The sequence below is a fragment of the Octadecabacter algicola genome, assembly GCF_021532625.1.
GTDB classification, from domain to species: domain Bacteria; phylum Pseudomonadota; class Alphaproteobacteria; order Rhodobacterales; family Rhodobacteraceae; genus Octadecabacter; species Octadecabacter algicola.
The window spans coordinates 466,607-492,426 of sequence record NZ_JAKGAR010000001.1 but is presented as its reverse complement, the minus strand read 5'-3'; the positions used below and the strand labels follow the sequence as shown (position 1 = coordinate 492,426).

Below are 25,820 nucleotides of genomic sequence, written 5' to 3'. Positions count from 1 at the left end.
TAACATCACTCCCTAGAACTCGAATAGATGAAAGAAAGGCCCTTTGATGAGCAGGATAGCATTGGTGACAGGTGGTGGGTCTGGAATTGGGCGGGCATGTGCTGAAGCACTGGCCCAAGCCGGCTTTCATGTCATCGTAACAGGTCGAAAACTCGACACCTTACGCGAAACCGTAATGCGAATGGGCAGCGGTTCGTCCATTGTGTGCGATCTGACTGACGCTGATCAAGTTGAAACTTTGTTTGAGCAGGTTAAGTCAGATCACGGCCGACTTGATTTACTGTTCAACAATGCTGGCAATAATGTTCCGGCCGCTCCGATTGGCGATATCCCTCCTGAAGACTTCCTCACCGTTATGAACGTTAACGTCTATGGGGCGTTTTTGGCAGCACGCGGTGCGTTCAATTTGATGCGGGCGCAGTCCCCTCAAGGTGGGCGGATCATCAACAACGGTTCGATCTCTGCTGCGGTTCCGCGTCCCGGCTCGACCCCTTACACCGCTTCAAAACACGCCATGACCGGAATGACGCGAACAATTTCTCTGGATGGACGACCATTCAATATTGCCTGCGGACAGATCGATATCGGCAATGCCGCATCTGACATGACGACCCAAATGCAAAGTGGCGTGCCCCAAGCGGATTTATCAATCAAGCCAGAACCGGTAATGGATGTGGATCATGTGGCCAGTACGGTAGTGCATATGGCGCAGCTACCACTATCCGCCAACGTGCAATTTGTAACAGTTATGGCCAGCGCGATGCCATTTATTGGGCGTGGCTAGGACTTTCGCCAGGTAAACATACCCGCCCCGAATATTATGATCGCGCCTAAAACCACATTAAACGTCGGCACGTCCCCGAACACGATCCACCCCGCGATCGAGACATAGATGACAAAGCTGTACCCAATCGGCGCCAATGTGCTGGCTTTGCCATAAGCATGTGCGCGAGTGAACGCCTCATGCCCAGCCCAAGCAAACGCACCGATGCCGAACAATAAGACCCACGCAATGGCCGTTGTTGGGGACACCCACACATACAACGCGGCAGGCAATAATGCGGCGGTGCCCAGTGCACCTGTGTAAAACTGCAGGACGTCTGGCGCCACGACACCCGACAATTTGCGCGTCAAGACTTGATAGAGAGCCATTGCCGCTGCCGGATAAATCATCAAGACCGCGTACCAATTGATCGCTTCACCAAATGGCCACACGATAATTAGGACGCCGAAAAAACCGATTGTAAGACCGAACCAATGACGCAATGTGATCTGTTCCCCCAGCATCGGGCGGGCAAAGAGACACACAAAGACAGGCGATAAAAACAAGATTGCGGATGAGACCGTCAGCGGCAAATGCGCGATTGCAGTAAAGTTCACGCAGGTTGCCGAGACCAAACAAAAAGCACGAAACGTCACAAGCCCACGCATCCGCCATGACAGCGCAGTCCGGGTTCTGAACTTCATGCCCTGTTCAACGACAGTTAGAAAAAAGTGAGTGGCATAACGCATAAACGCTAGCTGGATCACCATCAGGCCCGACCCGATCAGCCATTTCGTTGAGGTATCCACGAACGAAAACATCAAATTGGCCAAGAGCATTAGGACAATACCACGCCCAACCAGATCGAAAGGCGCGGTGTTTTGATCAGTCATTTTTCTGACGGTCTGCAAAGTAATCTAGAAGCTCTGGCACGATTGCATCACCACGCCCTTTGGCATCGGCGTCACGCAACGCGCTCAAAGTAACGGCCCCTCAACCTGTTCGGATGTGCCCTTGCACAACATGACGAAATCACTGTTCTTCGCGACATCCTTGGCGGACGCGACTTCTGTCGCTCCCCTTGCGATTGCTTTGTCGAACTCGGTGCGATCACGATTACCCATAACAGACGCGTCATATCCCTGATCCTGTTGGCGAGACACCATTGCCCCGCCCATAAGGCCAAGCCCCATGAATCCGATGTGTGGTTTTGTCATAGTCGTCTCCTACATGACGGCACCGATTTGCCAGGGGACGAATTCGTAATCGCCCAACCCCTGTGCCTCGGATTTAGTTTCAGTCCCTGATGCGGTTCTTAAGATCGCCGCAAAGATCGCGCGACCCATGTCCTCAACACTGATCCCATCTGACAGGACCAAGCCAGCGTCGATATCCATGTCTTCGGACATTCGTATGGCCATTTCCGTGTTCGTCGCAATCTTGATCGTCGGGGCCGGCTTTGATCCAAAGGCCGATCCGCGCCCCGTTGTGAAACACACGATCTGGCAGCCACCTGCGATCTGACCGGTCACACTGGCTGGGTCATAACCGGGACTGTCCATGAACGTGAAACCAGCCGCTGTGATAGGTTCGGCGTACTTATAGACACCAGTTAGCGGAGTCGTTCCGCCCTTCGCCGCCGCGCCTAACGATTTTTCGAGGATTGTGGTCAGCCCGCCGGCTTTATTGCCGGGACTTGGATTGTTGTCCAAGCTACCTTTGTTCCGGGCTGTGTAGTCTTCCCACCAGTGAATAAGATCGATCAATTTTTGACCCGTCGCAGGATCGCTGGCGCGCTGCGTCAAAAGGTGTTCAGCCCCGTAAATCTCGGGCGTTTCCGCCAAGACACCCGTCCCTCCTTGGGCGGCCAAAAGATCACAGGCATAGCCAAGTGCAGGGTTCGCCGTTACGCCGGACCATGCATCCGACCCCCCACATTGCAGCGCCACTTTTAGCGCGCTGGCCGGGCATGGCGTGCGGGTTGCCTTGTTGGCCTCTGGCAGCATCGCGGCGACCTTTTCTATCCCCATTTCAACCGTACGACGCAGCCCAGCAACATTTTGGATGTTCATCGTGTGAAACAGCGGCCCGTGTTTTAAACCATAGGCCTCAAGGAGCCAATCGATCTGGTTCATTTCACACCCCAGCCCGACCATAAGCACTCCGCCAAGATTAGGATGGCGCGCATAACCCCACATGACGCGCTGCAAGGCTTCAAACCCTGTGCCGTCACCGCCCATTCCGCAGCCCGTGCCATGCACAAAGGCCGCAACACCATCAACGTTGGGATAATCAGCTAAACGTTCGGGCGTGAAATGATCTGCGATCATGCGAGCGGCGGTCGCTGAACAATTTACGGACGTGATAATACCGATGTAATTTCGCGTGCCGACGCGGCCGTCCCCACGATCATATCCCATAAAGGTTTCGATCTGTTCAGTTGTCTGCGCCGCACGCAAGTTCGTGCCGAACGCATAGTCCTGATCCACCGCCTGAAAGCCGAGGTTGTGGGTGTGCACATGGTCACCGACAGCGATATCAAACGATGCAATCCCGATGGGTTGCGCGTATTTGAAAACAGTTTGCCCCGCGCCGATCGCCTTGATCGCCACCTTATGCCCTGCTGGCACAGGCGCTCGTATCGTTACCCCATTGACCACCTGCCCAACGTCCAATTGGGTTCGGGCAACGGCAACACTGTCAGCTTTATCCAGTTTCAGAAGTGACATTACGCGCAGCTCGGCCCGTCAGACGACCAACGGTGTTTCGGGATGTGGTCGCGTTGGGACAATTGAACCTTCGCATCCATTTGCATGTTTGTGCCTGTAATGCCCGTCTGTTTCAGGGTGCAATGCGGCAACATTTCATCGCGTATTCCCGGTTTCACTTTCAGGCAACCGTTTTCAATCGTGGCATTCTTAAGAGCAAGCCAGACTGTCACCATCTCGTTCCCATCGGCGCTCTCCAGCGTCACTCCCTTGTCCTGATGCCAGTCTTTCGTAACGATATGCGCGCGGATTTCACCGCTTTCCACCAGATCCTCAGGCGGTTTGATCCGCACGTGCTGAAACGGATTAGACGTCAGTTCCGGCCCAATCAGGCTCTCTACGATATCGAGCAGTTGATACCAATCGAATCCACAGCGATAGGCAACGTCCAGCATTTCCCAAGACCCCATGTCGGTTGTTGCAGCGCGCACCAGGCCTTGGGCATGCCAAGCATCGTAAAGGATCGCCATCAGTTTTGCGTATTCTGCGTCGACCTCTGTTTGCGTCGCCATGTCGATCACATCTTCAACAACAATGTATCCATCGCGGTCGAATTGGTCTCTTTGCGCTTGGGTCAACATATCATCCGCTCCTTACAGCAGCAGTGTTACGATGTTCGGCCAAATAAGAAGCACCGACAAAGCCAACAACTGGACGCCAATGAAGGGCAGGAAACCCTTAAAGATGTCGACCAACGTGATGTGCGGCGGGGCCACTGATTTAAGATAGAACGCTGCAGGTCCGAAGGGCGGTGACAGGAAACTGACCTGCATATTCATACAAAACAGCACCCCAAACCAGATCGACACGTGCTTGGGGTCAAGTGTTCCGATCAGGCCAATTTCCTCGATTGGCAGGCGTTTTACAATTGGAAGGAACACAGGAATGATAAGCAGCACAATCCCGACCCAATCCATAAATGCGCCCATGAACAACAGGATCGCCATCATGGTCAGCAACACCAACATTGTCGGCATTTCAGATCCGACGATCAGGTTGGCGATGTAGTTCGGCCCTCCCGCCAGCGTGTACGCACCTGCAAGGGCTGCAGCCCCAATAGTCACCCAGATAATCGTACCTGTGGACTTCAGCGTGCGCATCATTGCATCCCACAACAGACCAACGCTGGCCTCCCCGCGAAGTGCGGCGATGACAAGAACGGCAAACGCGCCCATACCCGCAGCCTCAGTGATGCCGGTAATGCCGCCATAAATGGACCCCAGAACTACGCCGATAACCGTAATTGGAGGAACCAACCCTTTGCCATGCTCCCAGCCAATCGCTGTTCGTTTGGCCCCAAACAGCCCAAACGCCAACGCCAATCCAATGGCGACGCCCATCGCAATGTATGGGATGTGATGAGGCATACCCATAACGATGGGGTCTTCGCCCTCTTCCAGAATATTTTGACCGAAGATCGTAAAGAACAGAACGCGTGCTAACAGCAATGCGGCAAAGCCTGCCCCAATCACGCTCAGGAACGCAAGGAACGCTTGGCCCTTTCCAGATCGAGACATCAAGAACAACACGCCAGTTATGATGAACCCGAAGACTACCGTCTTGGGTCGACCTGCAACTACCTCGCCCAATGTCGGGATCGACACGGCGAATATCCAGCCCACCAGAAGCGTCAGCAACATCACGATAAACGCAGCCCACAGCGCACTAAAGACCAGCTTGGGCGCCGTGGAAATACCTACCTCAGAAATGCCGCCGTCGGGTGGATTGCCAGGAAGTGGCGCCTGACTGTGATCCAAGTTTACGCGGATTAGAATGTAAATAATGATCATCGAAGCGAGCATGAAACCAGGCACAAAAGCACCAGTGAACAGAGCCTTGATCGACGTCTCAGTAATCAGACCGTAAATGATAAGAACAATAGACGGCGGGATCATTGTGCCCAAGGACCCCGATGCACAGATCGTACCAATTGCAAGGTTTTGATTATATCCAAGGCGCAGCATTTGCGGCAGCGCGATCAAGCCCAGCAGCACGACTTCACCACCAATAATCCCAGACATCGCAGCCATGATCACAGCCATCAAGGATGTCACAATCGCCACGCCACCACGAACCCGTGCCAACCAGAAATCGAGCGCGTTGTACATTTCCTTGGCGATCCCAGACCGTTCCAGCAGGGCCGCCATAAAGATAAACAAGGGCACTGATATGAGCACATACTCAGTCATTAAGTCGAATATCTTTTGTGTCAGCAGATACAGGGGCCCCGTCCCCGGTCGCCCCGTCAGCATACCCTCGCCAATTGTCCAAGGCGCAGTCAAGACCGTGGGTTCAAACTTTAGAACCAAAACCAATAGCGCAAGCACCGCGGACGCAAAGCCAAGTGGCATACCAATCGCCAGCAAGACAATCATGCCCAGCACGACGATCATTGAGATTGTTCCGATATCCATTATTCGACTCCGATGCTGCGTTTGATCGCGGCGATTTCATCTTCGTCGATCTCATCATGGCTGTGAAATTCTGGGTCGAGGTCCCAGTCTGCAATGAGGTTAGCAACCGCCTGCACCGAAATCAGGATCAGGATGATCAGGATCATCGGCTGGATCGTGGCGGGAATGGGCGGGTCAAAGGCCGTGCCAAACATCTCCCAACGATACAACTTGTTGATGAACACCTGCTTGTAGCTGCCAAACACCAACCCAAAGGTGAATGCCACGATCATCAGCACGGACAGCACATCAAACAGCTTGCGCACAGGACGCGGCACTACGTCATACAGGATTGAAATACGGATATGGCAGCGTTGCTGCATGGCGTAAAACCCCGAACACAGGAACACGAAACCCGCAATCCATAACGTAAGCTCATTCGCCCATTTTGTCGGCCTTTCAACGGCGTAACGCATGAACACCTCAAACAGCATCACGCAAGTCATCGCCAAAATCATCATCATCGTGGCGCGTCCAATGAATAGCGCAAAGCGGTCCCAACGGCGCCAGCGTTCGAATTCCATTGGCGCCACCACAACGGACCGCGCCCCAAGAAACGCAAAAACGGGGATCAGGATCAGCGCGATCCAATCAACCACATTGGCGAACCCGCCAAACAAGCCACCCAAGTTGGGCAATACGCCTTTGCGCATATGAAGCTCAGAAATCTGAAGGAAAAGGCTCTCGCTTTCAGGGCGGAACCAATCAAGTATAAATGCAGGGATATGCCAGACGACCCAACCTGCGCAGATCAAAAATGCAGATGGATATATCCATTCCTTCAGCCCACCTGTTTGCGCGTCGCTCATCTTTCGCCCCCGAAAATTGTATTCTTAGCTTAAGGTGAAAACGGCGAGGAAGACCCCGCCGTTTTCCGAGTTCCATGACCCGAAGGGCTTATTGCATAGCTCCAATGCCGCGCAGGAAGTCGAGGTGGCTATTCAACAGCGCCTCGGACTCCGGAGTGGTTGAAAACTCGGCCCAAGCAGACTGAACCGCGCTGCGGTATGTCGCCATGTCCTCTTCGGACCACTGGTACATGTTCAGACCCTGCTCTGCCAAAATGACGGAGTTCTGGGCGTTCGCAATTTCGTTGATCGTTGTGTTGCGCAGCGCAAGTGCCTGCATGGCAACTTTCATGATCGCCTGCTGACTTGCCGGCATAGCGTCCCAAACGTCTTTGTTACACGCAAGGTGATCCGCTGGCATGGAGTGGAAGCCAGGGTAGTTTGTGTGCTCAGCGATATCATACAGACCCAGACCGATGTTGTTGGTCAGGTTAGCTGCGTCCGCGCCATCAATGATACCTGTTTCAAGTGCTGTGAAGATTTCGTTGAAATCCATCACGATTGGAGACGCGCCAAGGTTTTCAAAGATCAGCGTGATCACACCTGGAGGCGAACGGAATTTCCAGCCCTCAAGGTCCGCAACACCTGCCAGCGGGCTTGTTGAGGACAGCGATTCAGGACCGGGGATCCACCAGCCAACAAATTCCATGCCGTAAGGGTTATAAAGCTCGTTGATCGCGTCATAGCCGCCACCATGCAGCAACCAAGCGTACTGTTGATATGGGTTGGCATAACCACCCGTCAGATCGCCCGTGAATTGGAATGCTGGATTCTTACCAGTCTGATACGCGCCGCCTGTCATATCGCAATCAAGGATACCAGTCGCAGCGGCGTCAAAAGTTTCGGCGGATTTGACGACGGATGATGCATAGAACATCTCAATCTGAATATCCCCACCAGACATCGCATGGACGTCCTCGATGAACGTCGCAGCCATTTGGCCGGACAGTGTTTCTTGGCTAAAATGCGTCTGAATACGCAAGTTGGTTTGCTGAGCGTCAGCGGCAGCTGCCGTCAGCGCCAAGGCTGCCGCTGACGTGGCTAGCTTAAGGTTTTTCAGTGCGGACATATTATTCCTCCCATTTGGTAAATTGTCCGGAAGCATTGACTGCTCCTCATTTTGGTATGACAAAACTAGGGCGACGCTAGGTTTTAAGCAAACTAATTTGTTGATCCTGCCAATAATTCTGTAACCAATTGCTTTAAATTATAAAATCACAATCTCCACCAAGCCATTCGGCCCACAAGTCTGGTCTTTCAAAAAATTGACAGCGATGTATGGTCTTACAATACCGAACCAACCCATAGAAGAATCTAGCTGCGTTAGGACAAGAAATGCCAAAGATGACCAAGGACAAATTGCGGTCTCGCGACTGGTTTAATCGCGCTGGTGATCCGGAAATGTCGGCGCTCTATCTGGAACGGTATCTCAACTATGGTCTGACCCGTGAGGAGCTCCAAGGCGGCAAACCGATAATTGCAATCGCTCAGACCGGAAGTGACCTTTCGCCCTGCAACCGCCACCACATCGAGCTGACCAAACGGGTGCGCGATGGGATCATCGCGTCGGGCGGCACCTGCATCGAAATCCCTGTGCATCCGATTCAGGAAACCGGCAAACGCCCTACCGCGAACCTAGACCGCAATCTTGCCTACCTGTCGTTGGTGGAAACGCTGTATGGCTATCCGATTGATGGCGTTGTCCTTAACATCGGTTGTGACAAGACCACACCTGCCCTGCTGATGGCGGCGGCCACAGTCAACATCCCTGCGATTGCACTGTCCGTCGGCCCGATGCTGAACGGGTATTGGAACGGCGAACGCGCCGGATCTGGGACCGCGATTTGGAAAGCGCGTGAACTTATGGCCAAGGGCGATATCGACGGCGAAGAGTTCATGGACATTGCAGCATCCAGTGCACCGTCCGTGGGTTACTGCAACACCATGGGCACCGCGACAACGATGAACTCACTGGCCGAGGCATTGGGCATGCAACTCCCCGGGTCCGCGGCAATACCCGCGCCCTACCGCGAACGCGGGCAGATATCCTACGAAACAGGCAAGCGCATCGTAGAGATGGTCTGGGATGACCTTCGACCTTCTGACATCATGACCCGAGAGGCGTTCGAGAACGCAATCGTCATCAATTCTGCGATCGGTGGCTCCACCAATGCGCCGATCCACCTGAATGCAATTGCTGCCCATCTTGGCGTACCACTAAACAACGACGACTGGCAAAACCTCGGCCACAGGGTGCCTTTATTGGTAAACCTGCAACCGGCGGGCAAGTATCTGGGTGAAGACTACCACCGAGCGGGTGGCGTGCCCTCTGTTGTGGCGCATCTGATGGAGGGCGGGTTGCTGCCTCACCCCACCGCAGTCACGGTCAATGGAAAACCCATGGGCGACAACTGCGACGGTCGCCTAGCCACCAACACAGATGTCATCCGGCCACTCACCGACCCACTGGTGAAGGATGCAGGCTTCCTCAACCTCAAGGGCAATCTGTTCGACAGTGCGGTCATGAAAACGAGCGTGATTTCAGCGGACTTCCGAGCGCGGTATTTGTCTAACCCCGATGACATGGAAGCCTTTGAAGGGCGTGCTATCGTGTTCGACGGGACAGAAGATTATCACGCCCGTATTGATGACCCCGCCGAGAACATAGACGAAAACTGCTTGTTGTTCATGCGCGGCGCGGGCCCAAAAGGTTACCCTGGTGGTGCAGAAGTCGTAAACATGCGCGCGCCGTCTTACCTGCTAAAGAAGGGGATCGAAGCCCTTCCTTGTATTGGCGACGGTCGCCAATCCGGCACCTCTGGGTCCCCTTCGATCCTGAATGCGTCCCCTGAAGCGGCCGAAGGCGGCGGGCTTGCCTTGCTCAAGACTGGTGATCGCGTACGGTTCGATTTGGCGAAAGGCACGGCGGACATGTTGGTGCCCTTGGATGAACTTGCAGAACGAGCGCGGCAACTGACGGCGGCTGGTGGATACAAAGTGCCCGAAAGCCAGACGCCCTGGCAGCAGTATTTCCGTGATCTTACGAACGGCTTGGATAAGGGCATGACCTTACGCGACGCCCCGACCTACCGCGACGTGGCGCGAAAAAGCATGCCGCGGGACAGTCACTGATGGCTGATCTTTTGGTGCTGTGCCCGATCACAGACGTCATGCGCGACCGCTTAACTGCGTCATTTGATCTGAAGCAAATGATCAAGGGACAGGATCCCGACGGATGGTTAACCGACAACGGCAGCGACGTGCGCTACGTCTTGACCGATGGCCACATCGGAATTTCGGGCGCCCTGTTGGACAGATTGCCCAATGTACAAATCGTAAGCAGCTACGGCGTTGGATATGATGGCATCGACATCCCGGCAACGACCGCGCGCCAAATTCCCGTTTGCCATACCCCCAATGTCCTTAACCAAGAAGTGGCAACAACGGCACTGATGCTTTACCTAGCGTGTTGGCGTAATCTTGAATCCGAGATGGCCAATGCACGGTCCGGAAATTGGGTAAAACATGGGGCGCTTCCCCTGCCCCGATCAGCCGACAATCGAACCATCGGCATTCTTGGTTTAGGCCGCATCGGCAAGGCCATTGCCGCAAAACTTGCCCCTTTCAATCCGACCATCTTGTATTATGGGCGCAGCAAACAGGACGTTCCGTTCAAGTATTTCGATGACCTCACGGCGATGGCGCGGGTCTGTGACACGTTGATCTGCGTTGCCCCTGGCGATGCATCGACCCACCATTTAATCAACAGCGAGGTCTTGGAGGCGATAGGGCCTCAAGGTTTTCTGATTAACGTAGGGCGTGGGTCAACCGTTGACGAAACCGCAATGATTGCTGCGCTTCAGGCCGGCACGCTTGGCGGCGCCGGCCTCGATGTGTTTGAGAACGAACCCCACATCCCTGATGCCTTGCGCGCGATACCCAACGTCGTGCTAACCCCGCACATCGGCAGCGCCACTCAGGAAACGCGCCGCGCTATGGGTGATCTTGCAATCGACAATCTGATTGCGAAAAAGGACGGGCGCGACCTAGTCTCGCCCATCCCTGAAAGTGCCCAAATTCTTTAGTGTGCGATGCTGCTTTAACGCCCCATCCAACCGCCATCGACGACCAGTATTTCGCCATTCACGTAATCGGATGCGGACGACGCCAGAAACACTGCCGGCCCAGCAAAGTCTTGCGGCGTGCCCCAGCGACCTTGCGGAATACGCTCAAGGATCGATTTTGATCGCGCGGCATCGTCTTGCAACGCCTGCGTATTGTCCGTCGCGATGTAACCGGGTGCAATCGCGTTCACGTTGATCCCATGTGGCGCCCATTCGTTCGCAAGTGCCTTTGTCAGCTGCCCAATCCCACCTTTGGACGCCGCATATCCAGGCACAGTAATCCCACCCTGAAATGTCAAAAGGGACGCTGTAAAGATGATCTTGCCGGACCCGCGCCCAACCATACCGCGGCCAATTTCTCGGCTGAGGATGAATTGGGATGACAGGTTCACGTCGATCACTTCATCCCACAACTCATCATCATGCTCGGCTGCTGGTTTTCGTTTGATGGTGCCAGCGTTGTTGACCAAAATGTCGGGCGCAATGCCGTCCGCCTCAAGCTGGGCTGCAAAGGCACGCACGGCGGCGCGATCAGAAAAATCGCACTGATAGGCCTTAAAGCTGCGGCCTTTGGCTGTGATCGCTGCCTCAACATCGCTGCCTGTTGGTTCAAGACTCGCGCTGACACCAACGATATCAGCCCCCGCATCCGCCAAAGCTTCGGCCATACCGCGCCCGATGCCACGTTTACAGCCCGTCACAAGTGCGGTTTTGCCAGTAAGATCGAACAGCGTCATGCGAACTCCCCCACCTTGATCAAACTCTTGAGGGCAGTCGGACTGCTATCAAGCTGCTCAAACGCTTTCTGGATGTCCGCCAGCGGGCTGACATCGGTGATAAAGGTCTCCGCATCAACACCACCAGATGCAACGATGGAAATCGCCTTGTCGTAGTCTTGCGGTTCATACACCCGCACACCGACCATCTGCAGTTCGCGCCAGAAAAACTGGAACAGATCAATCTGCGGCTTTTGCGCATGGATGGCGACCATAACGATACGCGCGCGCGTTGCAGCGCAGGCCGTCATTGCATCAACACCGGGCTGCGTGCCGGACACTTCGAACACCACATCCGCACCCTTGCCCCCTGTCCGGTTCTGGATCGCAGCAGCCAAATCCTCTTTCGCGGGGTTCACTGTGTCAAACCCCAGCTTTTGCGCAATTGCCAACCGCGCTTCGTTCACCTCGGACACAACGACATTGCCACCCGCGTCCCGTGCAACCATCGCACACAGCATCCCGATGGGACCGCCGCCAATGACCAATACATCCTCGCCCGCTTGCAAATTGGACATGCGCACATCGTGACAAGCCACGGCAACGGGCTCGATCAACGCGGCATGATCAAGACGCATATCATCAGGGAGCGCGTGCACAGTATGGGACGGCACCGTCCAGATTTCCTGCATCGCGCCATTCGTATCTAGGCCAAGGAATTTCAGGTTATGGCAAATATGCTGATGACCCGCATTGCACGCCGGACAATCGCCACAGTGATCCAAGGGCCGCACGACAACTTTTTGCCCCTCGGCAAAGCCTGTCACGCCATCACCGATCGCGGCAACAACACCGGACATTTCATGACCGATCACCCGCTCAAACCCGACGCGCGCATCCATATTGCCGTGATAGACGTGCATGTCGGTGCCACAAATACCACAATACGCAATGCGGATGGCCACCTCGCCCGCTGCAGGGCGAGCGGCCTCAGCCGTCTCAACCGTAAACGTGCGATCACCGCGATAGAACGCGGCCTGAATTGTCTGGGTCATGATGTTACCTCGGTGTCATGGACGCATGAGCCGCGTCGAGTTTATCAAAATCAAAAGTCACACCGATACCTGCATCGTTTGGGGCAACGGCCAAATGGTCTTCGACCTGCAATGGCCGAGTTGTGTATTGATCTATCGGAAAGCTGTGTACTTCAAGCCATCCAGCATCTTCTTGGCTGGAAACTAAGCTCACGTGGAGTTCTTGCATCCCGTGACTGCACACCGGAATGCCGTATTGTTTCGCAAGCTCCGCGACCTGTAACCAGCCGGTAATACCGCCACAGTTGGACGCATCAGGTTGGATAAAACTCAACTTGGAATCGCGAAACGCATATTCGAATTCATGGATCGTATGCAGGTTTTCGCCCATAGCCAATGGTACGCCTGCGGCATCTGCTATCTCAGCATAGCCGACATAATCATCTGGAATGGTCGGTTCTTCGAACCACAAAATGTTAAAGTCGGCAAACGCGTTTGCAGCGGCGATCGCTTCTGGCACGGTCATCGAATAGTTCGCATCGACCATCAAGGCACGGTCTGGCCCCAATACATTACGGATGCCTGCGACACGCTCAACATCTTGCGCCAATTCGGGTTGGCCAACCTTGATCTTTACGCCGTTATATCCAGCACTCAGATACAGTTCGGTTTGCTTGATCAGCTTTGGCAAAGGGAAGTTTAAATCAATGCCGCCAGCATAGGCTTTGCATCGATCACTTGCGCCACCTGCCATCCTCCACAGCGGTTGATTGGCGCCTTTACATCGCAGATCCCACAACGCGATATCAACCGCAGAAATCGCAAATGACGCGATCCCGCCGCGTGCCACGTAATGCACATGCCACTGCATTTCGTCATACAATGACTCAACCGCTGCAGCATCTTTACCGACCAAAAACGGGGTCAGATCATGTCGGATCATCGCAGCGATGGCATGTCCGCCCCTGCCGCCAGTGTAAGTATATCCAGTTCCGGTCTGACCGTTTTCTAACACAATCGTGCAAATCACGAGTTCAAAATGCGTGTGGTCGCCATGCTTTGCGTCCGTCAAAACTTCTGGTAGCGGAACATTGAACAAGCGAGTTTCAACATATTCGATCCGGTTCATCGTAAATCCTCCCACTTAACACCATTTGACACTTAAGTTTGGTATGACAATAATTACAGAATAGGTCCAGAGGGAGATTTGACGCACATTATCTGGCGCGCGAGCCATATTTTGGTTATACGAAAATTATATTACACACTGTGAATGAGAGTTATCGGATGTCTATACAAGCACGCGACCCAAAAAACAGGGCCGCTGATCTCTTAATCGAGCACTTTGAGCGCGAGATCCTAGGTGGAAACCCTGGCGCCGGTGAGCCTATGCCAACTGAACGCGAAATCGTTCAAGAACATGGTGTAAGCCGCACGGTGGCGCGCGAAGCGTTGCAAGGACTTGCGCGAAAAGGGCTGATCTCTGCCCGCCCCGGTTTTCGCCCCGTCGTTGCAGAACCCAGCTACGACGCAGCCATCACCGCAGTTGGAAGCATCATGACCCAGCTTCTTGGTCAGCCAGGTGGCGTGCGCAACCTCTTTGATATTCGTATCATGATGGAAGCCTCTCTCGTGCGCCAAGCGGCCATTCACGCAAATGCCGATGATATCAAACGATTGGAAAAAGCGCTCGCTGATAACTTCGCTGCGATCTCGGAAACGACACGCTTTTATGAAACGGATGTCGCGTTCCACGGTGTTCTTTATGAAATACCCCGCAACCCTGTCTTACCATCGATCCACAAAGCCTACACCGAATGGCTTTCAACGCAGTGGCAACAGATGCCGCGAATGGAATCGCGCAATCAGCTGAACTATGATTTCCACCGCGCAATTTTTGACGCCATCTTGCGGCGCGATGCGGACAAAGCCGAAGCCGCGCTACGTGAACATCTCGCGTTTGCGTGGAAACAGGTTAGTGAGACTTTTGCGGATCTTTCTGCGTGACCTCTTTTTGCGCGCTCAATGACGTGGCCGCGCAAGTCATCAGACATCGCCGCACCATATTTCAAATACAGGAGAGAGACACATGAAGGTCGGCATCATCGGACTGGGCGACATGGGGTCAGGCCTCGCTAAGAACTTGATCGCAAATGGGTTTGAGACACATGGATTGGACCTTGATCCCGTCCGCGTTGCAGCTTTCAAAGAACTGGGTGGTCAGGTGTCAAAGGACGTCAGGTCTATGGCCACGGATTGTCGTGCGATTTTTGTAATGGTGATGAATGGGGATCAAACCCGGAGCATTATTCTGGGGCCCAATGGATTGGCTGCCAATATGGCCAAAGGGGCCGTAATTATCCTCACCGCAACCATCAAGCCCCATGAGGCCCGCGCCATCGGCAATGAGATGTCAGACAGCGGGGTGCATTTGATTGACACCCCCGTCTCGGGCGGGTTTCCCGGTGCACAGGGCGGGACACTTACTATGATGGCCGCCGCGCCTTCGGATGTGCTCGATGAATTCGCGCCAATTATGCAGGCCGTTTCGGCCAACATTCACCGCGTCGGCACTGCCCCCGGGGATGGCCAAACTGTTAAAGCCTGCCTTCAATCCTTGATCGGTGCGCAGTTTTCAGCTACGTTCGAGGCTGCTGCGCTGGCCGCCAAAGCTGGAGTGTCAGGCCAAGTTTTGCTCGATGTTTTTTCGACCTCATCCGCGGGATGCGGCGTGGTCAACAATGCGCTGGAAAAAATCATCGACCGCCAGTTTGAAGGCACAGGTAGCAGCATCCACACAATGCACAAAGACCTTACGATCTCGATGGGGTTGGGCGAAGAACTTGGCGTGCCTCTTCATACGGCGGCGGCGGCAATGCAGGTGTTTCACGCAGGTCGAACGCGGTATCCCAGCGGTGACAACTGGGTCTGCACCCGTGTGATCGAAGACATCGTCGGAGCAGAACTGCACCGCGATTGCGCAAAGAAAACGCGAGGCTAAGTTGTGCCCCCTCCTTCCATCGCGATCTTTGGTGCGGGCCTTATTGGACGCCGACACATCGAACAAGCTGTCGCGCAGGCAACTCTCTGTGCCATCGTTGATCCTACTGAAGCGGCCCGCGACCTCGCCAAGTCGCTAAATGTTCCGCACTTTGAAACCCCGTCGGCCTGCCTTGCAGCGTGCCATCCCGATGGGGTCGTCATTGCGACACCCAATCAGATGCACGCAAGCCATGCGCTTATGTGCATCGACGCTGACATCCCTGTTCTGATTGAAAAACCACTGGCTGATACGCTCGACGCCGCGGACCAGATCGTAAAAGCATCCGAGGCGCGAGGCGCTGCTGTTCTCACGGGTCACCACCGCCGACACAACCCAATCATCAAAGCCGCGCACACGGCGATCGCAGCAGGAAAACTGGGCGACATCAGAACGGTGAACGGCCAGTTCTGGCTGTACAAGCCCGACGACTATTTTGATGCAACATGGCGCAAAGGCGCCGGCGCTGGCCCAGCGATGATCAATATGATCCATGATATCGATTTGCTGCGCCATCTATGCGGGGACATTGCCGACGTACAAGCGATGCGCAGCAATCAATCCCGTGGCGGGGTCGTTGAAGACACAGCCGCCGTGATGATGCGCTTTGAAAATGGCGCTTTGGGGACCTTTTCAATCTCGGACACCGTGGTCGCGCCGTGGAGTTGGGAAATGACATCTGCTGAAAACCCTATTTATCCGCATCATCTGGGGGCCTGCTACACCATAGGTGGCACGCTAGCGTCCTTATCCATCCCAGACCTAAAGCTCTGGACCCATGAGGGCTCGCGCAGCTGGTGGAACCCGATCAGTTCCCAAACTCTGCCCTTCCAACCCGAGGATGCGTTTGCCCTGCAATTCGCCCATTTCCTTGACGTTATTGCTGGCGCTCCACCTCTGGTATCCGCGCGCGAAGGCCGCGAAAGTTTGGCAACGGTGTTAGACGTTGTTGAACATCCTCTCGAACCAAACCCTGAGGCACACCCATGAAAATTACCGCCATCAAAAGCCACGTTTTGCAATATGACCTCCCCGAGGAACTGGGGTACTCACAGCAGTTCTATTCTAAACGCACCGCACATTTGGTTGAGGTTTCGACAGACGAAGGCGTGACCGGTTGGGGTGAATGTTTTGGGCCCGGCCCTATTGCCATTGCGAACAAAGGCATCGTCGAAGGTGTCATTGCGCCAATGGTTGTGGGCATGGACCCGATGGACCGCGATGTGATCTGGCACAAAGTCTACAACCTGATGCGTGACCATGGGCAAAAAGGAATGCCGATGCAGTCTCTTTCGGGCGTCGATATCGCTCTGTGGGACATTTCCGGTAAAATCACCGGTCAGCCCTTGCACAAGTTGATCGGTGGAGCACACCGCCCCACAATTCCCGCCTATGGCTATGGAATGATGCTGAAACGTGAAAGCGTGGAAGATCATGTTGCCCGCTTCACAGATGAGGCCGCCGCGATCCTCGACATGGGGTTCATTGCGACCAAGATGAAGACCGGCCTTGGCCCTAAAGACGATGTGCGCTTGTGCGAAGCTGTTGCCAAAGGCGTGGACGGCAAAGGCCGCTTCATGGTTGACGCAAACCACTGCTATACAACGTCCGATGCCTTCTATGTTGGTCGGGCTTTGGACGAAATGGGCGCCTATTGGTTCGAAGAACCCGTCGCCCCCGAAGACTTGGATGGATACCGCGAACTTCGCGCAGGACTGAAGGTAAACATCTCAGGAGGAGAGGCAGAATTCGGTCGCTGGGGCTGGCGTAGCATCTTGGAAAACCGAGGGCTGGATATCGCCCAACCTGAGGTTTGTGCGCTTGGGGGAATCACAGAATATCTGCGGGTTTTGGCACTGTGTCACGCCCATTTCACGCCGGTGGTCAATCACGTCTGGGGGTCAGCCATTGCGGTCGCAACCAACCTTCATTTGTTGGCAGCAATGCCTCCTCTTCCGGGCGGATTGAACCCTTGGGAACCGATGTTGGAATTTGATACGACCCACAATTTGTTTCGCGATGATCTTTTGACCGTGCCCCTAGATATCCAAGCCCAGGTTTCTTCCAACGATGGCCATGTAACAGTGCCAACAGGCCCTGGAATAGGGGTTACGCCTGACCCCGAATTCATCAAACGTTTCGAAATCTCAGGATAAGTCGACTGCTGCAATACCGTGAAAATCTGCGCACTGATTCAGTTTGAGGTACATAATCGACCTATGCGAATTCTGACTTGCGAGAGACGCCTCATGCCATCACACAAACCGCAGCGTCCTGCCCATCCTGTATTGGCCCCCCAAAGCCGCACGGAAAAACGGGTCAGTGTTCGAAGGATGACCAAAGAAAAAAGGGGGAACCGAAGTCCCCCCTAAGTCTCGCCATCTAGGCTCATTCTAGTGTACCGCCCGGTATTCTGCCTGCGGCCTAGACGTCGCCGGGAAAGACCTCAGCCTTTCCGGGTTCCGTGTAAGGGGCGATCTTTGGGCCGCCCCCTAAATCCCTTAGCTACAGCCGGATGTTCCGCCGCAGGTGTTACATTTCATGCAGGTGCCGTTGCGCACGAGGGTGAAGTTCCCACATTCGCCACAAGCTTCGCCTTCATAGCCTTGCATCTTCGCCTTATCACGTGCGCTGAGGCTTACGGTGCCCGACGCCACCGCTGTCGTCGTAGTCACTGTTTGTGACATGCCACCAGCAACGGCCGCAGGGACCAAAGTTTCCAATGCGGCTGCGGCATCAACATCTGACCCAAATGCAACCGCACCAGCACCGCCCTGTAGCACAACCAGATCATTTGGAACGCGCTTGCGCAGGTAACCGGTTGAGCTGATTTGCTTCAGTACTTCCAGAGACTTGGAAGCCGTGCTTTCGGACATTTCCTTAACGTTGGAAACGCCTTCTTCTTCACCGCGACCAAGATCATCGAAGGATGCCCCTTCTGGTTTCACATGGGCAAGGTCGGTGCGGTCCAGATAGGACACAGCCAATTCGCGGAAAATGTAGTCGAGGATCGACGTGGCGTTCTTGATGCTGTCGTTACCCTGAACCATGCCCGCTGGTTCGAACTTGGTGAATGTGAAGGCATCGACGAATTCTTCCAGTGGTACACCGTACTGCAGACCAACAGACACCGCGATGGCGAAGTTGTTCATCATTGCGCGGAAGCCCGCACCTTCTTTGTGCATGTCGATAAAGATCTCACCGAGGTTACCGTCCTCATATTCGCCGGTCCGCAGGTACACTTTGTGGCCGCCAACATTGGCTTTCTGTGTGTAGCCTTTGCGACGCTGAGGCATCTTTTCGCGGTGCGACTTGATGACTTCTTTGACGATGACTTTTTCGATGATCTTTTCCGCAATCACCTGAGCCTTCTCCATTGTGGAGCCGGATTCCAGTGTCTCTGCTGCTTCTTCATCGTCTTCGACCAAGGCCGCAGCCAAAGGCTGGGACAGCTTGGAGCCATCACGGTACAGTGCGTTCGCCTTGATGCCCAAAGACCATGAGAGTTCATAGGCCTTCTGGCAGTCTTCGATGGTCGCATCGTTGGCCATGTTGATCGTCTTAGAGATCGCACCAGAGATAAACGACTGAGCCGCAGCCATCATAGTGATGTGGCTTTCGACGCCCAAGAACCGCTTGCCTTTTTTCCCGCATGGGTTTGCGCAATCGAAGACCACATAGTGCTCTTCTTTAAGGTGTGGCGCGCCTTCCAGTGTCATCGTGCCGCAAACGTGGTCGTTGGCTGCGTCGGTGTCTGCTTTGGAAAAGCCCAAAGATTTCAACAGGTCAAACGTCGGATCGTTCAGCTTGTCGGCTGGAATGCCCAACACGTCTTTGCAGAACTCTTCGCCTAGCGTCCACTGATTGAACACGAACCGGATGTCGAATGCGGATGGAAGCGCTGCTTCGATCTTGTCGATCTCAGCCTGACCAAAACCGTGGCCCACAAGGGCTGTGTGGTTGATGCCGGGTGCGTTGCCCAACGTGCCGTGACCAACAGCGTAAGAAATGATCTCTTCGATTTGCGCTGGTTTGTAGCCCAATTTCGCCAAAGCGGCAGGAACCGACTGGTTGATGATCTTGAAGTATCCACCACCAGCGAGCTTTTTGAACTTAACCAGAGCGAAGTCAGGCTCGATGCCGGTTGTGTCACAGTCCATAACCAGACCAATTGTGCCTGTCGGCGCGATCACTGTGGCCTGAGCGTTGCGGTAGCCGTGCTTCTTACCAAGATCCAGCGCTTCGTCCCATGCGCCCATGGCGATGTCGATCAGACGCGCGTCTGGGCAGTTGGCATGATCCAGAGGAACCGGCTTCACGTCGAGCTTTTCGTAGCCATCAGACGCGCCATAGGCAGCATTGCGGTGGTTACGGATTACGCGGAGCATGTGCTCTTTGTTTTTCTTGTAACCGGAGAATGGCCCAAGCTCGCCTGCGATTTCCGCAGATGTTGCATAGGAGACCCCGGTCATGATCGCTGTCAGGGCCCCTGCCATCGCACGGCCTTCGTCGCTGTCGTAACCGTAACCCATGTTCATCAACAAGCCGCCGATGTTTGCATAACCCAGACCCAACGTACGGAAATCGTAGGACCGCTGTGCAATCTCTTTGGATGGGAACTGCGCCATCATCACAGAGATTTCGAGTGTCACTGTCCACAAGCGAGACGCGTGAATGTAGTCTTCGACTTGGAACTCACCGTCCGTGTAGAACGTCAGAAGGTTCATGGATGCAAGGTTACATGCTGTGTCGTCAAGGAACATGTACTCGGAACACGGGTTGGACCCACGAATTGCGCCGTCTTCTGGGCATGTGTGCCATGCGTTGACGGTGTCGTGGTACTGGATGCCCGGATCGGCACAAGCCCAAGCCGCGTGGCCAACCTTTTCCCAAAGATCACGTGCTTTGATAACCTTGGCAACTTCGCCGTTCTTACGGTTAATCAGTTTCCAATTAGCGTCTGTTTCAACAGCCTTCAGGAACTCATCTGTAACACGAATGGAGTTGTTGGAGTTCTGACCGGATACAGAGTTGTAGGCTTCGGAATCCCAGTCTGTGTCGTATGTGGGGAATTCAATGGATGTGTGACCCTGCTTTGCATAGTCCAGAACACGTTTGATGTAGGTCTCTGGAATTGCAACCTTTTTGGCGTCACGAACCGCTGTTTTCAGCGTCTCGTTGACCTTAGGATCGTAAGCGTCTGCCTCAGCGCCATCCCATGAGCGGATCGCCTTGAAGATTTCGTTCAACTTGGCTTCGTGCATTTTGGAACCAGCAACGATGGACGCCACTTTCTGTTCTTCAAGAACCTTCCAGTTGATGAATTCTTCGATATCCGGGTGATCGGCATCAACGATAACCATCTTCGCCGCACGGCGTGTTGTGCCGCCGGATTTAATCGCACCAGCAGCGCGGTCGCCAATTTTCAGGAAGCCCATGAGGCCGGAGGATTTACCGCCGCCAGAAAGGTTTTCGCCAGCTGCACGCAGAGACGAGAAGTTTGTGCCTGTGCCTGAACCGTATTTGAAGAGGCGTGCTTCGCGGACCCATAGGTCCATGATCCCACCTTCATTCACGAGGTCATCAGCAACGGACTGAATAAAGCAGGCGTGTGGTTGTGGGTGCTCATAGGAAGAGGTGGATTTTGTCAGTTTGCCGGATTTGTAGTCTACGTAGTGGTGACCTTGTGCAGGACCATCGATGCCGTAAGCCCAGTGCAGACCTGTGTTAAACCATTGCGGGGAGTTCGGGGCTGCGCGCTGGGTGGCGAGCATGTAACGCATTTCGTCAAAGTACGTCTGGGCGTCTTCTTCGGTGGTGAAATATCCACCTTTCCAGCCCCAGTACGTCCAAGCACCTGCAAGACGATCGAAAACTTGTTTGGCGGAGATCTCTCCGGACATTTCCGCGCCTTCAGCAGGAACAGAGCGCCAGAGAAATTCAGGCACGCCCTTCTCTTCTACTTTGACAGTTTCCGACGGAACGCCGGCCTTGCGGAAGTATTTCTGGGCGATGACATCCGATGCAACTTGGGACCAAGCGTCAGGGATTTCACAGTCGTCCAACTTAAAGACGATAGTCCCGTCCGGATTCCGGATTTCAGACGTTGCCGCCTTGAAAGGCACTTCTGCGTATGCGTCCTGTCCGGATTTGGTGAAGTTACGTTCGATCTTCATGATATCGCCTCTGATAATGTGGTCCGTCGTTGCGGCCCTTGTCCCTACAAATACCAGTTCAAATAGAACCAGCCCCAGCTAACCAGATGAACACGCCAAGCGAAAAACATCGAAGAAACACCTTAATTCTAAAGTGATTTCACCAAACAATCGGATGCTTTACTGCATCTTGTGCCTGCTACCCTGTCCCTTGCTGGCGTCAGCACTATATGTTGTGCTGTCTCGCCTAGTCCGCACAACATGACCGAACTATACCTAGTGGGTCAACGGAATTTTTACCCTAAATATGGATTAAACTATCTTGACCTGTAGTTGTCCAACAACACCCGACAAGGGTCCCCGATTCTCCCTCAGGATTACACACAAGGTTGTTCTCAATCCTGCACAAAGCCCCATTCAAAAAATGTTCTGTAAAGCCAGAAGCATAGGGCGAAGAGTTTACAATTTACGTGAATTATCCACAGGCCTTACCCACAGACTTGGGGATGGGGAAAACTTTACTTGCGCACTTCAATCGCTGTGTCACTCTAATGTCTCAACACAAAGGGAGAACGCCATGCGCGTCGCACTACTAGCACTAGGGGTATTTCTATCAGGATGTGCCGAAAGTTCGTTCACACAAGGTGCACCAAACGCCGGCGAAGCCCCAACAGGGGCGCAACAGGCTTATTTTCCTAGCTACCCCAGTACTCTATTTTTTGCGGCTGGCGCGGCGTGCGACGGTCCAGGCCAATCTATCGTCCGGCCAAGCCGAAACGAGGTACGTTGCGAATCCCTCCCCGACCCAGAATCAGCTGCAGCGATTATTCTGAACTTTGACGGCACGGTTGAAGAGTTGCCCAAAACAGTGATTTCGTTTTCAGGGCGGGAAACTGCGCAAGGTTATCTTGTGACAGCGGACACCTACATCCGAGTGCCCCAAAGATCAGGCGGCTCACAGTTGGTGCGGTTTCCGAATGAACAGGTCCAGCAGGACATGAGTGAACTGCTTCGCGCCGCCGGCGGGCGGCCCCTCTAAAGTATTCGGTATCTAAAGAAGGTTGGGTTTTTGTAGAAGTGGTCGGGGCGAGATGATTCGAACATCCGACCCCCTGTACCCAAAACAGGTGCGCTACCAGGCTGCGCCACGCCCCGATCCGAGGCCTCGTTTAAGGCCTGTTTGCGGTGTTGAAAAGCCTTAAAATCAAAAAATGTTCAATTAGATGTGCAGGGCCAAGAACTGTTGGCTCCAAAGCTGGGATGTTGCATCTGATCGCCCACTTTTAGGCCCAGTCGCTCCGCTAAACCGCCATTGATTTCCAACACATACTGAACATCGCGGCCGCCAAATATTACCGTTTCATCAAGAGGTTGCGCGTTTGCATGAATGTGGCGAATGATTCCCGACGAATCTGCAAACAGCATATCGAGTGGGATCAATGTATTACGCATCCAGAAACTGGCACTGCGCGGCTGATCATAGACAAAGAGCATGCCTTCCATGGTTGCCATGCTTTCGACGAACATCAGACCACGGCTGCGTTCATCTTCGGTATCGGCAACATCAACAGAAAATTGCGCGGTCCCAAACGGGCCGCGCAATGAAAGGTGTTCATCCGAACACTCTGCATAGGACGCACCTGCCGCAAGTACGGCAAAGACGCTAACCAGAGATTGATTTAAGAAACGGCGACTTCCCATGGCAATACCTCAGCTGCCATAAGCCCGCGCTTACCTTCAATGGCACGCACGGCGATGGCTTCGCCAGGAAGCAAATCAGCCAGACCCGAGAGACGCAAGACTTCGATGTGCACGAATATGTCAGCATCCGAGCCAAACACATTTGCAAACCCAAACCCTTTGGCCTTGTCGAACCACTTAACGCGCGCAGGTTCGATTGGTGCCGCCGCGACGACCTCCGGATCGAACTCGGCGAAATCGGCAAGACCAACGCTCGGTGGTTGGTCACTGTATTGAATATTCAACACTTCCGCGGCCTGTAGGCCCCGATCCGTTTTGACCACCAGCACTTCGATAACCGTATCATCGGCAACTGAACTTTGACCAAAATTCCGGAGCACATTTGCATGCAACAAAATGTCGGGTCCACCATCATCGGCTACGATGAAACCAAACCCCTTGCCCGGATCAAACCATTTGACCCGGCCCTTCATTTCGTAGCCTTCATTCTCTGTATCTTGCATCTTTTCCCCTTGCCAATCCGGACCCCAAATCCAAATCAGCGCATCCCATCCTATTCGACCGTGGCCCCCTATAGAGCCAAATACAAGGCTTTGACCACGTCAAATTTCACGTTACGTGAAAAATTAGGGGTGCAATCGGACAGTGACCCATGGGTCAACTCGCCCTTCCCGCGACCATTTAAATCTATCGTGCAACCTAAAGTCCCCATCTGCCCAAAACTCGATTTCAACTGGAGAGATTCGAAAGCCACCCCAAAACGGAGGGCGCGCAGGATTGATCCCTTTTGCTGTCGTCACCTTTGCGACATCGGCAAGGAGTGACGAGCGCGATGAAAGCGGCTGCGATTGATCGGACGCCCACGCACCAAGGCGGCTCTTGAGGCTTCTTGAGGCGTAATATTCATCGGCCTGCGGACCCTCTTCTCGAGTTACGTGACCGCGTACACGGATCTGACGACGCAAGGACTTCCAATGAAGTACAAACGCGGCTTTGCCAGTGGCGGCGATCTCCTGCCCCTTTTTGCTTCCGTAGTTGGTATAGAAGACGAACGCCCCGTCCCCATCATCATGAACTTCGATTTCCTTCAACAGCACCATCCGCACATTCGGAAGGCCGTCTTCATCAACAGTCGACAATGCCATGGCATTAGGATCATTGATCTCACTGGCAGTCGCTTCGGCAAGCCAGTCCCGCGCAATCACAAAAGGATTGTCGCCTGCAAATTTTCCGCTGCGATCCGCCATGTTAACCTCGTTGGTATAAGTCTTAACACATTAGGCGACCTGTCGCCCTGTTTGGTCAAGACCTGATCTACAACATCTTGAAGCAGCCGCCGTGATCCCCTACACCCTTTGAACAATAAACCGCCAAAGGCGCGGATAAACTTTTAGGGGACATTTATGCCATCTAATCTGATGCAGGGAAAACGCGGACTGATCATGGGTCTCGCCAATGACAAATCCATTGCTTGGGGGATCGCCAAAGCTTTGGGTGATGCGGGGGCGGAACTTGCGTTCTCCTATCAAGGCGATGCTTTGAAGAAACGTGTGGCCCCATTGGCTGCGTCCCTTGGGTCCGACATGGTGCTACCCTGCGATGTAAGCGACGCCGCATCTATTGATGCGCTTTTTAATGATATTAAGGAGAAGTGGGACAACATTGACTTCGTTGTCCATGCCATTGGTTTTTCAGACAAAAACGAACTGCGCGGCCGTTACGTTGATACCAGTGCAGATAACTTCCGCATGACGATGGATATTTCCGTCTATTCTTTCACCGCTGTGATGCAGCGCGCAGAGAAGATGATGAAGCCGGGCAGCAGCGCCATCACGCTGACGTATTACGGCGCTGAACGCATTATGCCGCATTATAATGTCATGGGCGTGGCCAAGGCCGCATTGGAAGCCAGCGTACGTTACCTCGCCGAAGACCTCGGCAAAGATGGTATTCGCGTGAACTCTATCTCTGCGGGCCCGATCAAGACGCTTGCGGCCTCTGGCATCGGTGATTTCCGCTACATCCTGAAATGGAACGAATACAACTCGCCGCTGCGCAAGAACGTCTCCATTGATGAGGTAGGCGGATCGGCTTTGTATCTTCTCAGCGATCTCAGCAATGGCGTGACCGGCGAAACCCACCATGTGGATGCGGGCTACCATGTTGTTGGCATGAAGGCCGTAGATGCACCTGATATGTCGCCTAACAAGGATTAATC

The 25,820-nt window shown here is 54.0% G+C and carries 22 protein-coding genes, 1 tRNA gene and 1 pseudogene; 9 read left to right on the top strand and 15 right to left on the bottom strand.

Annotated elements, in window-relative coordinates:
- Window positions 1-46: 46 nt before the first annotated feature.
- Window positions 47-784 (top strand): SDR family oxidoreductase, encoded by a 738-nt coding sequence (locus L0666_RS02390; protein WP_235257956.1) that lies wholly within the window; start codon window positions 47-49, stop codon window positions 782-784.
- Here the strand turns inward: L0666_RS02390 and L0666_RS02385 are convergent.
- From L0666_RS02385 to L0666_RS02355, 7 genes are all read right to left on the bottom strand, one after another.
- The gene (locus L0666_RS02385) at window positions 781-1,656 is read right to left on the bottom strand and encodes a DMT family transporter (RefSeq protein WP_235257955.1); all 876 of its coding nucleotides are present in this window, start codon (window positions 1,654-1,656) and stop codon (window positions 781-783) included. The genes L0666_RS02390 and L0666_RS02385 overlap by 4 nt on opposite strands.
- An 84-nt stretch (window positions 1,657-1,740) precedes the next feature.
- The gene (locus L0666_RS02380) at window positions 1,741-1,980 is read right to left on the bottom strand and encodes an NAD(P)-binding domain-containing protein (protein ID WP_235257953.1); all 240 of its coding nucleotides are present in this window, start codon (window positions 1,978-1,980) and stop codon (window positions 1,741-1,743) included.
- A gap of 9 nt (window positions 1,981-1,989) precedes the next feature.
- On the bottom strand, window positions 1,990-3,492 hold the full coding sequence (locus L0666_RS02375) for a UxaA family hydrolase (RefSeq protein ID WP_235257951.1): 1,503 nt from the start codon (window positions 3,490-3,492) through the stop codon (window positions 1,990-1,992).
- Window positions 3,492-4,112, bottom strand: coding sequence for a phytanoyl-CoA dioxygenase family protein (locus tag L0666_RS02370; RefSeq protein WP_235257949.1), 621 nt, complete (start codon window positions 4,110-4,112; stop codon window positions 3,492-3,494). Before L0666_RS02370 ends, L0666_RS02375 begins: the two co-directional genes overlap by 1 nt.
- 12 nt (window positions 4,113-4,124) lie before the next feature.
- Complete coding sequence (locus tag L0666_RS02365) at window positions 4,125-5,945, bottom strand: TRAP transporter large permease (protein WP_235257947.1); 1,821 nt, start codon at window positions 5,943-5,945, stop codon at window positions 4,125-4,127.
- Window positions 5,945-6,793 (bottom strand): TRAP transporter small permease subunit, encoded by an 849-nt coding sequence (locus L0666_RS02360; RefSeq protein WP_235257938.1) that lies wholly within the window; start codon window positions 6,791-6,793, stop codon window positions 5,945-5,947. The genes L0666_RS02365 and L0666_RS02360 overlap by 1 nt, the downstream gene beginning before the upstream one ends.
- Window positions 6,794-6,881: 88 nt before the next feature.
- Window positions 6,882-7,901, bottom strand: a complete 1,020-nt coding sequence (locus L0666_RS02355; RefSeq protein ID WP_235257936.1) for a TRAP transporter substrate-binding protein — start codon at window positions 7,899-7,901, stop codon at window positions 6,882-6,884.
- Between the two features lie 266 nt (window positions 7,902-8,167).
- Between L0666_RS02355 and L0666_RS02350 the strand changes: the two genes are divergently transcribed.
- Both L0666_RS02350 and L0666_RS02345 read left to right on the top strand, forming a co-directional pair.
- Complete coding sequence (locus L0666_RS02350; RefSeq protein WP_235257934.1) at window positions 8,168-9,964, top strand: IlvD/Edd family dehydratase; 1,797 nt, start codon at window positions 8,168-8,170, stop codon at window positions 9,962-9,964.
- Window positions 9,964-10,917 carry a 2-hydroxyacid dehydrogenase gene (locus tag L0666_RS02345; protein WP_235257932.1) on the top strand — a complete coding sequence of 318 codons (954 nt, stop codon included), beginning with the start codon at window positions 9,964-9,966 and terminating at the stop codon, window positions 10,915-10,917. Before L0666_RS02350 ends, L0666_RS02345 begins: the two co-directional genes overlap by 1 nt.
- 14 nt (window positions 10,918-10,931) lie before the next feature.
- Here the strand turns inward: L0666_RS02345 and L0666_RS02340 are convergent, their stop codons facing one another.
- From L0666_RS02340 to L0666_RS02330, 3 genes are read right to left on the bottom strand one after another with little or no spacing between them, the layout of a single operon-like run.
- Window positions 10,932-11,693 carry an SDR family oxidoreductase gene (locus tag L0666_RS02340; RefSeq protein ID WP_235257930.1) on the bottom strand — a complete coding sequence of 254 codons (762 nt, stop codon included), beginning with the start codon at window positions 11,691-11,693 and terminating at the stop codon, window positions 10,932-10,934.
- Window positions 11,690-12,727 carry a zinc-dependent alcohol dehydrogenase gene (locus L0666_RS02335; RefSeq protein ID WP_235257928.1) on the bottom strand — a complete coding sequence of 346 codons (1,038 nt, stop codon included), beginning with the start codon at window positions 12,725-12,727 and terminating at the stop codon, window positions 11,690-11,692. Before L0666_RS02335 ends, L0666_RS02340 begins: the two co-directional genes overlap by 4 nt.
- Before the next feature lie 4 nt (window positions 12,728-12,731).
- Window positions 12,732-13,835, bottom strand: a complete 1,104-nt coding sequence (locus L0666_RS02330; protein ID WP_235257919.1) for a mandelate racemase/muconate lactonizing enzyme family protein — start codon at window positions 13,833-13,835, stop codon at window positions 12,732-12,734.
- A gap of 158 nt (window positions 13,836-13,993) precedes the next feature.
- Between L0666_RS02330 and L0666_RS02325 the strand changes: the two genes are divergently transcribed.
- Genes L0666_RS02325 through L0666_RS02310 form a run of 4 tightly spaced genes read left to right on the top strand, consistent with a single transcriptional unit; the run spans window position 13,994 to window position 17,902 of the window.
- Window positions 13,994-14,713 carry an FCD domain-containing protein gene (locus L0666_RS02325; protein WP_235257917.1) on the top strand — a complete coding sequence of 240 codons (720 nt, stop codon included), beginning with the start codon at window positions 13,994-13,996 and terminating at the stop codon, window positions 14,711-14,713.
- A 58-nt stretch (window positions 14,714-14,771) separates the two neighbouring features.
- On the top strand, window positions 14,772-15,707 hold the full coding sequence (locus tag L0666_RS17335; RefSeq protein WP_336246271.1) for an NAD(P)-dependent oxidoreductase: 936 nt from the start codon (window positions 14,772-14,774) through the stop codon (window positions 15,705-15,707).
- A gap of 3 nt (window positions 15,708-15,710) precedes the next feature.
- Complete coding sequence (locus L0666_RS02315; protein WP_235257906.1) at window positions 15,711-16,736, top strand: Gfo/Idh/MocA family oxidoreductase; 1,026 nt, start codon at window positions 15,711-15,713, stop codon at window positions 16,734-16,736.
- Window positions 16,733-17,902, top strand: a complete 1,170-nt coding sequence (locus tag L0666_RS02310; protein WP_235257904.1) for a mandelate racemase/muconate lactonizing enzyme family protein — start codon at window positions 16,733-16,735, stop codon at window positions 17,900-17,902. Before L0666_RS02315 ends, L0666_RS02310 begins: the two co-directional genes overlap by 4 nt.
- Before the next feature lie 345 nt (window positions 17,903-18,247).
- On the opposite strand, the gene L0666_RS02305 is transcribed toward L0666_RS02310, so the two are convergent.
- Window positions 18,248-21,922 (bottom strand): vitamin B12-dependent ribonucleotide reductase, encoded by a 3,675-nt coding sequence (locus L0666_RS02305; protein WP_235257902.1) that lies wholly within the window; start codon window positions 21,920-21,922, stop codon window positions 18,248-18,250.
- A gap of 556 nt (window positions 21,923-22,478) precedes the next feature.
- Here L0666_RS02305 and L0666_RS02300 point away from each other — a divergent pair.
- Complete coding sequence (locus L0666_RS02300) at window positions 22,479-22,940, top strand: hypothetical protein (protein WP_235257892.1); 462 nt, start codon at window positions 22,479-22,481, stop codon at window positions 22,938-22,940.
- A 39-nt stretch (window positions 22,941-22,979) separates the two neighbouring features.
- Here L0666_RS02300 and L0666_RS02295 read toward each other — a convergent pair.
- From L0666_RS02295 to pdxH, 4 genes and pseudogenes are all read right to left on the bottom strand, one after another.
- Window positions 22,980-23,056: transfer RNA gene (locus L0666_RS02295), tRNA-Pro, on the bottom strand.
- Window positions 23,057-23,116: 60 nt separating this feature from the next.
- The gene (locus tag L0666_RS02290; RefSeq protein ID WP_235257890.1) at window positions 23,117-23,602 is read right to left on the bottom strand and encodes a DUF192 domain-containing protein; all 486 of its coding nucleotides are present in this window, start codon (window positions 23,600-23,602) and stop codon (window positions 23,117-23,119) included.
- Complete coding sequence (locus L0666_RS02285) at window positions 23,581-24,105, bottom strand: cold-shock protein (protein ID WP_235257888.1); 525 nt, start codon at window positions 24,103-24,105, stop codon at window positions 23,581-23,583. Before L0666_RS02285 ends, L0666_RS02290 begins: the two co-directional genes overlap by 22 nt.
- A 123-nt stretch (window positions 24,106-24,228) precedes the next feature.
- A pseudogene (gene pdxH, locus L0666_RS02280) lies at window positions 24,229-24,855 on the bottom strand (pyridoxamine 5'-phosphate oxidase); the annotation flags it as partial.
- Window positions 24,856-25,005: 150 nt separating this feature from the next.
- On the opposite strand from pdxH, the gene fabI reads away from it, so the two are divergent.
- Window positions 25,006-25,818, top strand: coding sequence for an enoyl-ACP reductase FabI (fabI, locus tag L0666_RS02275; RefSeq protein ID WP_235257873.1), 813 nt, complete (start codon window positions 25,006-25,008; stop codon window positions 25,816-25,818).
- Window positions 25,819-25,820 lie beyond the last annotated feature (2 nt).